Consider the following 15,032-nt stretch of genomic DNA (forward strand, 5'->3'; position numbering starts at 1 on the left):
GGCGGATGCCGCATCGGGCAACAACAGGGGGCTTTGCGAACATCATGACCGCTCACACGCTGCATTCCCATCTCGTCAGCCGGATCGCCGGTCCGGTCGTCGCCGGCCTTCTGGGGCTGGGCGTCGCCGCCGGGCCGATGGCAGCGCTTGCCGAAACCTGGGACATGCCGACCCCGTATCCGGACACGAACCTGCACACCATCGTGGTGAAGCAATTCGCCGACGACGTGAAGGCGGCCACCGCCGGCAAGATCCAGATCACCGTCCATTCCAACGGCTCGCTGATCCGCCATCCGGAGATCAAGCGCGCGGTCCAGTCCGGTCAGGCCCAGCTGGGCGAGGTACTGATCAGCTCCTGGGCGAACGAGGATCCGCTCTACGGCCTCGATTCGGTGCCCTTCCTCGCCACCGATTTCAAGTCCGCCCACAAGCTGTACGAGGTCTCCAAGCCCTATCTGGAGAAGAAGCTGGAGCGCCAGCGCCTGAAGCTGCTCTACTCGATTCCGTGGCCGCCGCAGGGCCTGTACGTGAAGGACGAGATCCAGTCGGTCGACGGGCTGAAGAGCCAGAAGTTCCGCGCCTACAACCCGGCCACCACCCGCATCGCCGAACTGAGCGGCGCCATCCCGGTGAAGATCGAGGCGGCCGAAGTGGCGCAGGCCTTCGGCACCGGCATCGTCACCGCGATGATCACGTCGGCCGCCACCGGCGTCGACACCAAGGCCTGGGACTTCGTGAAGGTCTATTACGACGTGCAGGCCTGGCTGCCGCGCAACATGGTGTTCGTCAACACCGAGGTCTGGAAGGGTTTGGACGCCGGCACCCAGAAGGCGATCCAGGACGCCGCGGCGAAGGCCGAGGCCACCGGCTGGGCCGAGTGGGAGAAGAAGACGGCCGATCTGAACAAGACCATGTCCGACAACGGCATGAAGGTCCTGCTGCCGTCCGACAAGCTGAAGGAAGGCCTGTCCGCAATCGGCAAGACCATGACCGCCGAATGGACGAAAGCGGCCGGTGCCGACGGCGAGGCGATCATTTCCGCCTTCGGCAAGTAACCGGTCCGGATGTGTCCGGCCGGCTCCGCCCCAGAACAGGCGGCCGGCCGGGCCCCCTCCACGCCCCTTCGCTCCGTCCCGACCGCAGGAGGTGGTTGCGCCATGCGCACCGCACTGTCCATCCTTTACCGCGCCGCCGAGATCCTGGGCGCGGTCCTTCTTGCCGCCATCGCCGTCCTGATCGTGACGCAGGTGGCATCGCGGCTGTTCGACCGCATGGTGCCGGGGGCCGACGAGCTTGCCGGCTACTGCATGGCGGCATCCTTCTTCCTGATGCTGGGGCCGGCGCTGCGCCGCGGCGCGCACATCCGCGTCGGCGTGCTGGTGGAGCGGCTGCACGGCACCGCGCGCCGCATCTTCGAACTGCTCTGCCTGGGCTTCGCCACCGCGCTCAGCGGCTATTTCGCCTGGTACTGGGTGCGCATGACCTATGAGTTCCTACGATTTCGGCGATCTCAGCCAGGGCGTGCTGCCGGTCCCGCTGTGGATGCCGCAGGCGCTGATGGCGGTGGGTCTGGTGGTGCTGGTCATCGCCTTGATCGACGATCTGCTGGCCGTGCTGCAGGGGCGGGAAGCCTCCTACCAGCATGCCGGCATGCAGAGCGAGGGCTGAGCGATGGATCAGACGACCGCATCCATCGTCGTCGTCGTGACGATGTTCCTGATGCTGGGGGCCGGCGTCTGGGTGGCGCTGGCGCTGGCCGGCGTCGGCTTCGTCGCCATGGCGCTGTTCACCGCAAGGCCGGTGGGCATGGTGATGGCGACCAACATCTGGGGGGCCAGCACCTCCTGGACGCTGACGGCCCTGCCGCTGTTCATCTGGATGGGCGAGATCCTGTTCCGCACCCGCATCTCGTCCGACATGTTCAAGGGGCTGGCGCCCTGGACCGGCTGGCTGCCCGGCCGGCTGATGCATGTGAACATCATCGGCTGCTCGATCTTCGCCGCGGTGTCCGGCTCGTCGGCCGCCACCGCCGCCACCATCGGCCGCATGACCATCCCGGAACTGAACCGCCGCGGCTACGACCCGATGATGACGCTGGGCTCGCTGGCCGGCGCCGGCACGCTGGGGCTGCTGATCCCGCCGTCGATCATCATGATCGTCTACGGCGTCGCCGCCGACGTGTCGATCGCCCGGCTGTTCATCGCCGGCGTCATTCCCGGCATCGTGCTGACCGGCCTGTTCATGCTCTATGTCGGTGGCTGGTCGCTGCTGAACCCCGACCGGGTGCCGCCGCCCGAACCGTCGCAAAGTCTGGCCGAGAAGATCCGCGACACCGGCGCGCTGATCCCGGTGATGCTGCTGATCGCCGCGGTGCTGGGCTCGATCTATGTCGGCATCGCCACCCCGACGGAGGCCGCCGGCATCGGCGTGCTGGGTTCGCTGGTTCTGGCGCTGGTGACCGGCACGCTGAACTGGACGACCTTCCGCGACAGCCTGTTCGGCGCCGCCCACACCAGCTGCATGATCGGCTTCATCCTGGCGGGTGCCGCCTTCCTGACGGTGGCGATGGGCTATACCGGCATCCCGCGCCTGCTGGCGGAATGGATCACCACCATGCAGCTGTCGCCGGCGGCCCTGCTGGTGGCGCTGACCGCCTTCTTCGTGGTGATGGGCTGCTTCCTCGACGGCATCTCGATGGTCGTGCTGACCACCTCGGTCATCCTGCCGATGGTGCAGCGGGCGGGCATCGACCTGCTGTGGTTCGGCATCTACATCATCATCGTGGTGGAGATGGCGCAGATCACCCCGCCGGTCGGCTTCAACCTGTTCGTGCTGCAATCGATGACCGGCAAGGACATCTTCACCATCGGCAAGGCCAGCCTGCCCTTCTTCCTGCTGATGGTGGTGATGGTGGCGCTGCTGTGGGTGTTCCCCGGCATGGTGTCGTGGCTGCCGTCGATGATGATCGGTTAATGAGGAAAACGTGCAAGTCCGCTTCACCAGTGCCGGCGACACCGCCTTCAATGTCGAGTTCGGCGAGACCATCGACCGGGCGACAAACGCCCGCGTCATGGATTTGCACGCCCGGCTGAAGGCGGCCCCGCCGCCGGGGCTGGTGGAGACGGTGCCGACCTTCCGCTCGCTGCTGGTGGTCTACGACCCGGTATCCACCGGGCGGCGGGAGATGCAGGCGGCGGTCGAGGCGGCGCTGGCCGGCAGAGGCACGGCGCCGGCGGAGGGGCGGCTGTGGCGGCTGCCGGTCTGCTACGATCCCGACCTCAGCCCCGATCTGGCCGAGCTGGCGGACCAGCTCGGCTTGAGCGCGGAGCGGGTGGCGGCGCTGCATGGGTCGGTGGAGTATTTCGTCTACATGCTCGGCTTCATGCCGGGCTTCGGCTATATGGGCGACCTGCCGGCGGAACTGGACCGGCCGCGCCGGACCGAGCCGCGGGTGCGGGTTCCGGCCGGCTCCGTCGCCGTCGCCGGCCGGCTGACCACCGTCTATCCGTGGGAGAGCCCCGGCGGATGGCACCTGATCGGCCGCTGCCCGGTGCCGCTCTATGACGGCAACCGGCCCGATCCGGTGCTGCTGGCGGCCGGCGACCGGGTGCGCTTCGAGGCGGTGGACCGCGCGGCGTTCGAGGAGATCGCCGAGGCGGCTTCCGCCGGACGCTTCGATCCCGCCAGCCTGAGGGCGGCGTGATGACAGGTTTTCTGACAGTGGTCCGGCCGGGCCTGTTCGCGACCATCCAGGATTTGGGACGCTTCGGCTTCCAGGAACTCGGCATGCCGGTGGCAGGCGCCCTCGACCCGGTGGCGCTGCGGCTCGCCAATGCGCTGGTCGGCAATCCGCAAGGGACGGCCGGGCTGGAGATCGCCCTGCTCGGCCCTGCCCTGCGGGTGGATGCGCCATCGGTCCGCATCGCCGCGGTCGGCCCGATGGCCCTGACGCTGGAGCGCGACGGTGCCGCTCCGCAACCGCTGGAGTCCCACCGCAGCCACACCCTGCTTTCGGGCGACGTGCTGCGGCTGGGGGCGGTGGACGGGGCGTCGGTCGCCTGCCTGGCGGTGGCTGGCGGCTTCGCGCTGGCACCGGTGATGGGCAGCCTGTCCACCTATGTGCGCGCCGGCATCGGCCCGCTCGGCGGCCGGCCGCTCGCCGAGGGGGACCGGCTGCCGCTCACGCTGGACGCCGCCCCGGACGGCCCGGACGTCGAACTGCCGCAGCCGCCCGATTACGGCGCCGGGCCGCTGCGCGTCGTTCCAGGACCGCAGGAGGACCGTTTCACCGCAACGGCGCTGGAGACCTTCCTGTCCGCGACCTACCGCGTCGGCAGCCAAGCCGACCGCATGGGGCTGCGGCTGGAGGGCCCGGCGCTGGAGCATCGCGGCTCCGCCGACATTCCGTCGGACGGGCTGGTCACCGGCTCCATCCAGGTGCCGGGCAACGGGCAGCCGATCCTGCTGCTGAACGACCACCAGACGGCCGGCGGCTATGCCAAGATCGCCACGGTGATCTCCGCCGACCTTGCCCGCGCCGGCCGCCTGCGCCCCGGCGACAGCCTGTCCTTCCAGGCCGTGACGGTGGAGGAGGCCGAGGCGATCCGCCGCCGCCAGGAGCAGGCCATCGCCGGCTGGCTCCGCGCCATCCGCCCGGTGCGCCCGGCCGGCGGCATCGACCTGGAGGCGCTTTACGGCGAGAACCTGATTTCCGGCACCGTCGACATCGTCAATGGCGGCAGCGACCTGCCCTTGCTGTGAGGCGTCGACGCAGGCCCGCCCCCGTCAGGGAACCGGCACCGGTTCCTTGACGATGGCCTCTTGATGGCGGCAGACCCGGTCCCGGCCGCCCTGCTTGGCCCGATAGAGCGCCATGTCGGCCGCCTTGATCATGGCGTCGGCGCGGTCGGTGCCGGCGGCGAGGGTCGACACGCCGATGCTGGCCGTCACATGCAGGACCGCGCCGTCCTGCGCAATGGCGAGATCGCGGACGGCGCAGCGCAGGCGTTCGGCAAGCAGGGAAGCCCCATCGATCGGCGCGTTGGGCAGCAGGATGGCGAATTCCTCGCCGCCGAAGCGCGCGACGAGGTCGCTCTGCCGCACGCTGCGCTGGAGAAGTCGGCTGAGCGCCACCAGCACCGCGTCGCCGGCGTCGTGTCCGCGTGTGTCGTTCACCGCCTTGAAATGGTCGATGTCCAGCATCAGCAGCGACACCGGCGTCTCGTGGCGCAGCGCGCCGGCCACGATGCGGTCGATGGCGGCGAAAAAGGCCCGGCGGTTCGCCAGACCGGTCAGCGGGTCGCTCAAGGCCGCGTCCCGCAGCATTTTTTCGGTTTCGACGCGGCGTCGTTCGCGTCCCAGCATCGTGCCCAGCATCAGGATGCCGCCCATCGTGAACAGCGCGATGGGAAGCCCGCCAGTGACGAAGGTCGGCAGCGCCACCTCCCAGGGCAGCACGAAGATGCTGAGCGGGTGGAGGGCCGCGACCGGAGCCAGCACGAACGGCCGCCTTGCGGTCCGCCAGCCCGGCACGGGAACCAGCCGCCGCACCAGCAGCCCAGCGGCTCCGGCCACGAGAATCCCGATCACACCCGGCATCATGCCGGCGCCGCCGACCGCCACTCGGCCGGCCGACACCAGTCCGGCGGCCAGGAGGGCGGCCAAGGGCCCACCGAAGGGGGCGGCCAGCGCCACCGGCACCGTCTTTACATCCAGATAAACACCCGGAAGGATCGGGACCGCTTGCAGCATGGCGGCCACGCCGCCGGCTCCGAACATCAAGCCCAGGCAAAGCTGGCGCAGCCAAGGCCGATCCCCCAGGCGATACAGGATTGTTCCGTAGAGCAGCGTCATCAGCGCCAGCAGCCCGACGCCACCGGCAAGTGCGGTTACAATCGTTCCCGTGGCGCTGGGTTCCTCCACCTGCGGCCCTTCCCTGTAGTCTGCGGTTGTGATCTATGCAGCCATTGAAATTCCGCCGATCATCCTCTTACGAAGCTCCTGAGACAGTACATTGGGGTTTGTCCCAAATGCCGTCCAGTCCAATCGAACATACCAAGGTAGGCCTGGATTCGGGCGGTCCTCGCCTGACGATATGCCGCAGATGGTGCGGTTGACCAACGAGGGCCGGCGCAACTACCATACCAGCAACTGGAATGGTAGTATGCGACGCCATGAACGGTTCCCAAGCGGCACCGCTCCCGACGATGGCCTGACTGATCCAGGAAACAGTTCTGAAACGTGCGACCGCCGCCGGGCGACGCTGTGGGACTGCCGAAGGACGGCTCCCGCGCGAAGCCATCGGTGCGCCCAATGAAGGCTCGGTGCCTGGTGGGAACCGGTGTGCGAACACCGGGCGGCGGCGTGCGTCCTGGCTGGAGACGCCTATCATGAGCGAACAGATCATTGCCGACGCCGGACCCGGCCAGTCGGCGGAACCGGCCCACCGGGCCGGCGGCATCGGCCAAGCGGCAGGCAAAGCGGCGGTCACGGTGAGCAAGGCCATCGGCCGCTACCGCTGGACCATCTGCGGCCTGCTCTTCTTCTCGACCACCATCAACTACATGGACCGTCAGGTCCTGGGCCTGTTGAAGTCCACGCTGATGGGCGACATGGGCTGGACCGAGTCCGACTTCGGCGACATCGTCGCCGCCTTCTCGCTGGCCTACGCCTTCGGCTACATCGGCTGCGGCCGGCTGATGGACAAGATCGGCATCCGCATCGGCCTGCCGGCGGCGGTCGCCGGCTGGAGCTTCTTCGCCTGCGTCCATGCCTTCATGGGCAGCGTCTTCGGCTTCAAGATGGCCCGCGCCGGCCTCGGCCTGACCGAGGGCGGCAACTTCCCGGCCTCGATCAAGGCGGTGTCGGAGTGGTTCCCGGCCAAGGAACGGGCACTCGCCACCGGCATCTTCAACGCCGGATCGAACGTCGGCGCCGTCGTCGCCCCGATCCTGGTGCCGATCCTGCTGGTCGCCTATGGCTGGCAGGCCGCCTTCCTGGTCACCGGCGGCATCGGCTTCTTCTGGGTCATCGCCTGGCTGCTGATCTACCGCAAGCCGGAAGACCATCCGAAGCTGACGGCCGAAGAGCTGGCCTATATCCGCAGCGACCCGGTGCTGCCGCAGGAGAACATTCCCTGGATCAAGCTGCTGAGCTACCGCGGCACCTGGGCGAACATCGTCGGCACCTGCTTCTCGGCTCCGGTATGGTGGTTCTACCTGAACTGGGTCCCGGGCTTCCTGAACAAGCAGTATGGCGTGAACCTGTTCGGGGCGATGCTGCCGCTGATCATCATCTACACCATGGCCGATTTCGGCAGCGTCGGCGGCGGCTGGTTCTCCTCGCACCTGATCAAGCGCGGCGTGAAGCCCCTGCGGGCCCGCAAGCTGACCTTCCTGGTCTGCGGCCTGTGCGTCCTGCCGGTGTTCTTCGCCTCCACCGTGTCCAGCATGTGGGTCGCCGTCCTGCTGATCGGCATCGCCGCCTCCGCCCACCAGGGCTATTCGGCCAACGTCTACACCATCGTGTCCGACACCATGCCGCGCAACGCGGTGGGGTCGGTGGTCGGCATCGGCGGCTTCTGCGCCTACTTCGTCGGCATGTTCGTCTCGATGGGCGTCGGCCGTCTGCTGGATGCGACCGGCGGCAACTATCAGGTGCTGTTCGGCATCGCCTCGGTCCTCTACCTCGTCGGTCTGGCGATCATGCACTTCATCCTGCCGAAGACCGGGTCGGGCATGACCCCGGCCGGGATCGAGGTCTGATCTCCGCGCCCACTCCGCCCACACACTCCGGGGCGCCCCGCCCCGGAGGTCCAATCGACCACCACCACCTTTAGAGAATGACGGTGCACCGGCCCACCCGCACTGCCGCCCCCCTGGGGCGGCAGCGGACAGGGAGACCGCAGCGACCGCCGCGACCCGGAGCCCATCATGCCCGACGCGAACACCGCCCTGCTGGCGGCCCGTCCTTCACAAACCCGCCTTTCCACCGCCACCCTCGACCGTCTGGCCCCGGAGGTCGAACGCCCCGCCTACGACCGCGCCGCGGTCACGCCGGGCATCGTCCATATCGGCCTCGGCGCCTTCTGCCGCGCCCATCTCGCCACCTACACCGACGATCTTCTGGCGACCGGCGACAAGAGTTGGGGCATCGTCGGCGTCGATCCGCTGTCGCCGGCGATCCGCGACGCGCTGAAGCCGCAGGACTGCCTCTACACCCTGCTGGTGCGCGAGGAGAACCGCGACCGGCTGCGCGTCATGGGCTCCTTCCTCGACGCCATGGCCACCGCCGACCAGCTGGATGACGTGCTGGCGCTGATGGCGAAGCCGGAGATCCGCATCGTCACCCTGACGGTGACCGAGAAGGGCTATTGCCAGGACGCCGCCACCGGCGCGCTGGACGAGGCGCATCCGCTGATCCGCGCCGACCTTGCCGACCCCGCCAAGCCGCGCAGCGTGCCGGGGCTGCTGGCCGAGGCGATCCGCCGCCGCCGCGCCGGCGGGGTGGCGCCCTTCACCGTGCTGGTCTGCGACAACCTCGCCCAGAACGGCATCAAGGTGCGTGGCATCGTCGTCCGCTACGCCGAACTGTGCGATCCGGGCCTCGCGGCCTACATCGCCGGGCAGGTCGGCTTCCCCTGCACCATGGTCGACCGCATCACCCCCGCCACCCAGGACGCCGACCGCGCCACGGTGGAGGAGGCGACCGGCTGCCAAGACGCGTGGCCGGTGGTCAGCGAGCCCTTCAAGCAATGGGTGATCGAGGACCGCTTCCCGCTCGGCCGCCCGGCCTGGGAAAAGGCCGGCGCCATCATGGTCGAGGACGTCCACCCGTTCGAGCTGATGAAGCTGCGCTGCCTGAACGGCGCCCATTCGCTGCTGGCCTACCTGTCGGTGATCGCCGGCATCGAGACCATCGCCGGAGCCATGGCCGACCCGCAGTTGCAGGCCGTCGTCCGGCGCCTGTGGGCGGAGGATTCTGATCCCCACCCTGCCCCCGGTTCCGGGCACCGACATCCCCGCCTACACCGCGGCGCTGGAGGCACGCTTCCGCAACCCCGGCATCCGCCACCGCACCCTCCAGATCTCCTCCGACGGCTCGCAGAAGCTGCCGCCGCGCCTGCTGGAACCGGCACGCGAGCTGTTCGCCGCCGGCAAGGCGCCGAGGGTGATCCCGCTGGCCGTCGCCGCCTGGATGCGCTTCCTGGCGCAGAAGAACGAGGCCGGTGCCGCCTATGCGGTCGCCGATCCGATGGCGACACTGCTCACCGGCATCGCCGGCGCCCATGGCAAGGATGCCGGCGCCCTGGCGGCGGCACTGTTCGCCGTGGAGGACATCTTCGACCCCGAACTGGTCGCCGAGGACGCCTTCCGCACCGCGGTCGTCCGTCATCTCGACAGCCTGATGCGCGTCGGCGTCGCCAAAACGCTGACCGGCTTCCTCGCGACCCCCTGACCGAAGGGCGGCTTCCGCCCACCGTACCCCTATTCGAAAGGACATCATCATGCAGGAAACCTGGCGCTGGTTCGGCCCGGACGATCCCGTCACCCTGGAGAAGGCCCGTCAGGCCGGTGCCACCGGCATCGTCACCGCGCTGCATCACATGAACCAGGGCAGCGTCTGGACGCCCGAGGAAATCCAGAAGCGCCGCGCCATGATCGAGGCCGCCGGCCTGACCTGGGACGTGGTGGAGAGCATCGGCGTCGGCGAGGAGATCAAGACCCGCACCGGCGACTTCCAGACCAAGATCGACAATTACAAGCAGTCGATCCGCAATGTGGCGCGGGCCGGCATCCCGGTGATCTGCTACAATTTCATGGTCATCACCGATTGGAGCCGGACCAACCTGATGCACCGGCTGCCGAACGGCGGCTATGCCCTGCGCTACGACAGCGTCGATTTCGCCGCCTACGATTTGTTCGTGCTGAAGCGCCGCAATGCGGAGGCCAGCTACGACCCCGCCCATGTCGCCGCCGCCAAGGCGCGGTTCGAGGCGATGTCGGTGGAGCAGGTGGCGGAGCTGGAGCGCAACCTGATCGACTGGCTGCCGGCCCGCGACTTCGCCTATGACCGCGACAGCTTCCGCGGCATGCTGGAACTGTACCAGGAGATCGGCGTCGAGGATCTGCGCGCCAACCTGATCGCGTTCCTGCGCGAGATCACGCCGGTCGCCGAGGAGGAGGGGGTGCGGCTGTGCATCCACCCCGACGACCCGTCCTTCCCGATCTTCGGCCTGCCGCGCGTGATGTCCACCGCGGAGGATGTGCGGGCGCTGTTCGACGCCGTGCCGCAGGAGGCCTGCGGGCTGACCCTGTGCACGGGGTCCTTCGGCTCCAACCCGAAGAACGATCTGGTGGCGATGGCGAAGGAGTTCGCCCCGCGCATCCACTTCGTCCATCTGCGCAACACCACGCACGAGCCGGACGGTTCCTTCTATGAGGCCGACCATCTCGGCGGCGACACCGACCTGATCGGCGTCGCCGCGGCGATGATCGACGAGGAGGCCCGCCGCCGGCAGGCCGGCCGTGCCGATGCCCAAATCCCGATGCGCCCCGACCACGGCCATCTGCTGGGCGACGACATCGGCCAGACGATGAACCCCGGCTATTCCTTCGTCGGGCGTCTGAAGGGTCTGGCCGAACTGCGCGGCGTGATGCGCACCATCGAGGCCTTCCGCGACAAGCGGGTCGCCTGACCGGCGGTTGGACCGGCGGCGGAAGCCCTCTCCAGTGCGGGGAGGGGGACCCCGCCGCCGGTCCGGCCTTAGCCCTCCGCCGCCGGTCAGGGCCACCTGCGCAGAGAGCGCGGCAGACATGGGCGAAGCCCACGCAATTCGGTATAGGGGGAGTTGGGCGACGGGCGCATCCAGCCGACCTGCACTGGCCGGATGCACCCGTTGGCCCGTCGATTCCGCCCGTGCGATCCTCCACCGGTCGCGACATGCCTCGTGCGAGGCGGCGTGCCTGGGAGGATTCTTGAGATGCTGAGGTACGTGATTGCAGCTGCCGCCATGGCCGTGACGCTGGCTGGCGGTTCCGGTGCGTCGACTGCGGCCACGCCGCAGCAGGAGAAGCAGCAGGAAAAGATGAAGGCCTGCAATGCCGATGCGACCGCCAAAAGCCTGAAAGGCGACGAGCGCAAGACGTTTATGAGCAGTTGCCTCTCGAACAAGCCGGCCGCAGCCGCCGAACCTGCCAAGCCGCTGACGGCTCAGCAGGACAAGATGAAAAAGTGCAACGCCGACGCGGTCGGGAAGAGTGGGGACGATCGGAAAGCCTTCATGGCAAGCTGTCTGAAGGGTTGACCGCCGGACGAGGCTGGCCACCCGGAGATGTAAGGCAGGAAGATGCCGGCGGTCGACTGCCCATCGACCTTCAGAACCGGATGGCCGGCGAAGTCGCTCCCGGCCTCTCGACGCCATATCAGGCACAGAGATGACCTGCGGCATGATATTCAGCATGCCTGGAGCCAATGGAAGCCGGCCCTATCGGCGGGCATAATTGCTCTGCAGTCAATAGGGGCATCCATGAACAGAAACTGGCACGAAGCGCATCCCATGCCAGCGAAGGCGACACGACAGCAGCGTGTCGAATGGCATATGGAACACGCCCAGGCATGTGGATGTCGTCCGCCTCCGGCCGCGCTCCTCGACGACATCCACGCCCTTGAGGAAAAGCGCCATCTACCGGCCGAAGAGGGTGCCGTCTGATCGCAGCAGTGGGATCACCGCGCCGCCCCCTTGATCGTCTCAAACGTCCGGTATCCGGCCGTCATTCAGGAGAGGCGGTGTTCTTTCCGGCCTGACGTGAAATTGCTACCCCCTCCGGGCGGCTGGCCCTGTTGCGCGCATTACGCGATCCTCCCACGCGATACATCGATAAATGGGAGATCGGTCGTGGCCGATGCAGTTGCTTCCAGCGGTATGGCTGGCACCGTCCGGCGTGCCATTCGCTTCCCTCTGTGGCTCGTTCGCGTCATCTGGCTGCTGATCCTTCCCCTGTCGTTCGTGGCGCTCGGGATCTGGCAGGAACAGCGGGCCGCCGCGACGCTCGACGAGTACCGCCAGGCCGGAAAGGAATTGCCGCAGGTTCTGGCACAGCTTCAGCAAATGGAAGCGAAGACTCCATCGGCTTTCGTCACCATGGGCGGCCCGGACGGCCGCCGCATGCCGGTCTCGATGGCCGTCGCCGGAGTCCGCAGAGCCATCGACACAATGGAAGAGGGCGCCGAAGTATCGCGGATCCGCTACCCGTTGAGTTGGGGCACGATAACCGGCGGCCTGCTGGCTTTCCTTGCCGGGCTGTCCGGCTTGCTGGCCGCACGCGTCTCGGCCCTGCGGGCGCGACGCTCGCGCGAGGCCCTGATCCGCAGTTTCGACCGTTTGAGGCGGGGCCTGCCCTTCGCGCTCGCTGCCGTGCTCGTCGGCCTCAGCATCGCCAGCGTCTCGGCGTCGCTGTTCGAAGCGGCGAGCCTGTGGTTCTGGGACCATCTGTCGACCAGCAGCGTCAAACTCTTCGCTGCCGCCGTGATGCTCGCGGGGCTCGCCGCCTACAGTGCCGTGATGGCGGTGATCGCGATGCGCCGCGTCTTCGATCTCTACACCGTGGAGCCGCTCGACATCCGCGGATTGGTGGTGAGTCGGGAAGAGGCGCCCGGCCTCTGGCATTTCGTCGAGGATCTGGCGACCCGGCACGAGGCGCTGATGCCGGACAGCATCCTGATCGGCCTGACCGAGGGCTTCTTCGTCACCGAGGCACCGGTCCGGCCGCTCGGCGGGGAGCGGGTGCTGTCGGGCCGCACCCTCCACTTGCCGGCCCCCTGCCTGCCGCTGATCGGCGAGACCGAACTCGCGGCGGTCATCGGCCATGAGCTTGCCCATTTCTCGGGCGGGGATACCACCTACAGCCGCCGCTTCGCTCCGATCCATGCCGGATTGTGGCGGACCCTGACCGCGCTTGGCGAGCGCACCGGGACGGGCGGCTTCATGCTTGCTCCGGCCTTGCATCTCGGCTTCCATACACTGGAGAGCTTCGATCTCTCTGTCGCCCAGCACAGGCGGCAGCGCGAGCTGGAGGCCGACCGCCGGGCCAGCTTGGTCAGCGGTCCGGAGAGCGTTCCCCTTGCGCTGCTTCGCAACGCGGCACTGGCGCCGGCCATCTTCGAGACGCTCAATGACGCCTTCTCCGCCCCCGACACGGCCGGGCCGGACATGATGGCCGAAATCCTGCGGCGCGTCGAAGATGGCCTCCCAAATCCCGCCGCGCATCTGGACGAGTGCCAGCCCCATCCGACCGACAGCCATCCGCCGACCGCCCTGCGGATCAGCACCCTTGGCGTCCAGCTCGACGAACGCCTGCTGGCCCGTGCCGCCCGCGCGCCGACGGCGGAGGACACCAGCCTGCCACACCGGCTGTTCACCGACTGGAGTGGGCTTTGCCATGCGCTAACCGCAGCCTACGTCGACGAGGCCCGGCAGGCGCACCGGCTGAACCGGGAGGAACTGGAGGCCGCTGTCGCCGCCGTTCCTGCGGAGCACACGGTGCTCTATGAGAACGGCAGGCCGATGATCTGGGCCATGGCCTTCATCGCGGCGCTGTTCGCCGCCTTCACCATCGGCACCACCGTCTTTGGGCGGGAACTCGGCCTCGGCACCGATCAGGGGACGAAGGCATTCATCGGGGCGGTGGCGGGTGTGGGAATCTGCATGGCTTTGGGCTATGCGGCCTGGGTCCGCCATAAGACGAAAGCGCCGTTGATGACCTTGACGCCAGACACCCTGATATCGGCACGGCTGCGGGAGCCCATTGCCTGGACCGATGTGGGTGGGATGCAGGTGTCGGCAGCGCGACGGCTGGCGCTGGTGCTGGCGCTACATGAGGAGGCGCCCCTGCCCAACCGCATCGGCTTTTCCATCTACAACAAGGTGAACCGTCGAGAGCGGACCGTGGTGCTGGAGGCAATGGGTATCCGCGGCATGAAAGCGGCCGAATTCGAGGCGCTGGTCAGCCGTTACCTGACCGCTGCCTATGCCCGCCGCCGCCTCGCCGGGGATTGACGCGGTAAGCGATGGGCTTCAGGCCGCCTCGCCCGCCACTCTTTTCTTCAGAAGCCGACGGCGATCCGTTCGCCGTTGCGTTTCCGCAGAATGTCGAACCAGGGGATGCGGGTAATCCGCCGGAGTGGATGAATGTCGAGGCAGTCATCGCGCGCTGTCCGAGCATCTCGGGCACAGCAGCGCGAAGACGACGGAGATTTACCTGGGGTACGTGCCAATGAGGGAGGGCACAAAAACCGGCACAGATACAACGGTTCGCCAGTGGTTGAGCCCCCGACGGACGCGAAAATCACCTAAGGTATTGATTTAATTACGCGGTGGCGGAGGGGATGGGATTCGAACCCACGATAGGGCTTTAAACCCTATGACGGTTTAGCAAACCGTTGCCTTCAGCCACTCGGCCACCCCTCCAGCCAGTGCGGTTTCCCGTGGGTCACCGCTGGCGTGGGAGCGGTTCTAACGGCCGGCCGTACCCTTGTCAACGCTTACAAATCCAAAAAAACGCTTTTCCCGAAAATCGCAGAGAAGGGACAAATCTGTATAAAATTTTAGGTACTTTTTAACGGAAGGCGCTTATGATGCCACCATGAGCAATAAAAAGCCTGGGTGCCGAACGACTCGGTCGCGTGGGGGCTGATCCCGACAGTGCCCCGCCGGTCAGTGACGCCGCACCCCGTCGCCGTGGAGGATGCCATGACCCTGTCACGCCGTTGCGCCGAAACACTGATCGACCTCGTCGAGATCAAGCTGAGCTGCCTGGAAATCACTGATCGCGAAGACCAGCGCGAGAAAGAACTGCTCCAGCGCTGCGTGCAGGAGTTGACCGCTGAGCTGCGCGGCGAGAACGGCGCGCTCGCCAGCTTCGCGGCACCGAAGCGCCGCGGCCGGCGGCCCAAGCATCTGCAACTCCACGAACTTCACGTCGCCTAACCGGACCTGCGCCTAACCGGACCTGGGCCTGATCGGCCGCCCTGCC

At 67.6% G+C, this 15,032-nt stretch carries 12 protein-coding genes, 1 tRNA gene and 2 pseudogenes; 13 read left to right on the forward strand and 2 right to left on the reverse strand.

Annotated elements, in window-relative coordinates:
- The first annotated feature begins 44 nt into the window (after nucleotides 1–44).
- From ACWPN3_RS03845 to ACWPN3_RS03870, 6 genes and pseudogenes are all read left to right on the forward strand, one after another.
- Nucleotides 45–1,055 (forward strand): TRAP transporter substrate-binding protein, encoded by a 1,011-nt coding sequence (locus tag ACWPN3_RS03845; RefSeq protein WP_109447603.1) that lies wholly within the window; start codon nucleotides 45–47, stop codon nucleotides 1,053–1,055.
- A 216-nt stretch (nucleotides 1,056–1,271) separates the two neighbouring features.
- Nucleotides 1,272–1,430 (forward strand): annotated as a pseudogene (locus tag ACWPN3_RS03850) (TRAP transporter small permease); the annotation flags it as partial.
- Nucleotides 1,431–1,485: 55 nt separating this feature from the next.
- On the forward strand, nucleotides 1,486–1,668 hold the full coding sequence (locus ACWPN3_RS03855; RefSeq protein WP_492261110.1) for a hypothetical protein: 183 nt from the start codon (nucleotides 1,486–1,488) through the stop codon (nucleotides 1,666–1,668).
- Between the two features lie 3 nt (nucleotides 1,669–1,671).
- The gene (locus ACWPN3_RS03860; protein WP_109447601.1) at nucleotides 1,672–2,973 is read left to right on the forward strand and encodes a TRAP transporter large permease; all 1,302 of its coding nucleotides are present in this window, start codon (nucleotides 1,672–1,674) and stop codon (nucleotides 2,971–2,973) included.
- 10 nt (nucleotides 2,974–2,983) lie between these two features.
- Nucleotides 2,984–3,703 (forward strand): 5-oxoprolinase subunit PxpB, encoded by a 720-nt coding sequence (gene pxpB, locus ACWPN3_RS03865; RefSeq protein WP_492242481.1) that lies wholly within the window; start codon nucleotides 2,984–2,986, stop codon nucleotides 3,701–3,703.
- A complete protein-coding gene (locus ACWPN3_RS03870) occupies nucleotides 3,703–4,761 on the forward strand; it encodes a 5-oxoprolinase subunit C family protein (RefSeq protein WP_492242480.1) in 1,059 nt (352 codons plus the stop codon). Before pxpB ends, ACWPN3_RS03870 begins: the two co-directional genes overlap by 1 nt.
- Nucleotides 4,762–4,785: 24 nt before the next feature.
- Here ACWPN3_RS03870 and ACWPN3_RS03875 read toward each other — a convergent pair whose 3' ends face one another.
- Nucleotides 4,786–5,922 carry a GGDEF domain-containing protein gene (locus tag ACWPN3_RS03875; RefSeq protein ID WP_492261111.1) on the reverse strand — a complete coding sequence of 379 codons (1,137 nt, stop codon included), beginning with the start codon at nucleotides 5,920–5,922 and terminating at the stop codon, nucleotides 4,786–4,788.
- Between the two features lie 467 nt (nucleotides 5,923–6,389).
- Here ACWPN3_RS03875 and ACWPN3_RS03880 point away from each other — a divergent pair, with 467 nt between their 5' ends.
- The 6 genes and pseudogenes from ACWPN3_RS03880 to ACWPN3_RS03905 all read left to right on the forward strand — a co-directional run bounded on the left by ACWPN3_RS03880 (nucleotide 6,390) and on the right by ACWPN3_RS03905 (nucleotide 14,056).
- Entirely contained in the window at nucleotides 6,390–7,763 is a 1,374-nt protein-coding gene (locus tag ACWPN3_RS03880; RefSeq protein ID WP_109447597.1) for an MFS transporter, read from the forward strand.
- Nucleotides 7,764–7,931: 168 nt separating this feature from the next.
- A pseudogene (locus tag ACWPN3_RS03885) lies at nucleotides 7,932–8,918 on the forward strand (mannitol dehydrogenase family protein); the annotation flags it as partial.
- Between the two features lie 118 nt (nucleotides 8,919–9,036).
- Nucleotides 9,037–9,456: a mannitol dehydrogenase family protein gene (locus tag ACWPN3_RS03890; RefSeq protein WP_492261136.1), complete on the forward strand. Its 420-nt coding sequence runs from the start codon at nucleotides 9,037–9,039 to the stop codon at nucleotides 9,454–9,456.
- A 49-nt stretch (nucleotides 9,457–9,505) separates the two neighbouring features.
- Entirely contained in the window at nucleotides 9,506–10,696 is a 1,191-nt protein-coding gene (gene uxuA / locus ACWPN3_RS03895) for a mannonate dehydratase (RefSeq protein WP_492242477.1), read from the forward strand.
- Nucleotides 10,697–10,981: 285 nt separating this feature from the next.
- Nucleotides 10,982–11,305, forward strand: coding sequence for a PsiF family protein (locus tag ACWPN3_RS03900; RefSeq protein ID WP_348770327.1), 324 nt, complete (start codon nucleotides 10,982–10,984; stop codon nucleotides 11,303–11,305).
- A 435-nt stretch (nucleotides 11,306–11,740) separates the two neighbouring features.
- Nucleotides 11,741–14,056: a M48 family metallopeptidase gene (locus ACWPN3_RS03905; protein ID WP_492261112.1), complete on the forward strand. Its 2,316-nt coding sequence runs from the start codon at nucleotides 11,741–11,743 to the stop codon at nucleotides 14,054–14,056.
- A gap of 318 nt (nucleotides 14,057–14,374) precedes the next feature.
- Here ACWPN3_RS03905 and ACWPN3_RS03910 read toward each other — a convergent pair.
- Nucleotides 14,375–14,467 (reverse strand) — tRNA-Ser (locus ACWPN3_RS03910).
- Nucleotides 14,468–14,749: 282 nt separating this feature from the next.
- Between ACWPN3_RS03910 and ACWPN3_RS03915 the strand changes: the two genes are divergently transcribed.
- Entirely contained in the window at nucleotides 14,750–14,986 is a 237-nt protein-coding gene (locus tag ACWPN3_RS03915) for a hypothetical protein (RefSeq protein WP_109447587.1), read from the forward strand.
- Nucleotides 14,987–15,032 lie beyond the last annotated feature (46 nt).

Source organism: Azospirillum sp. UENF 111221, assembly GCF_058780625.1.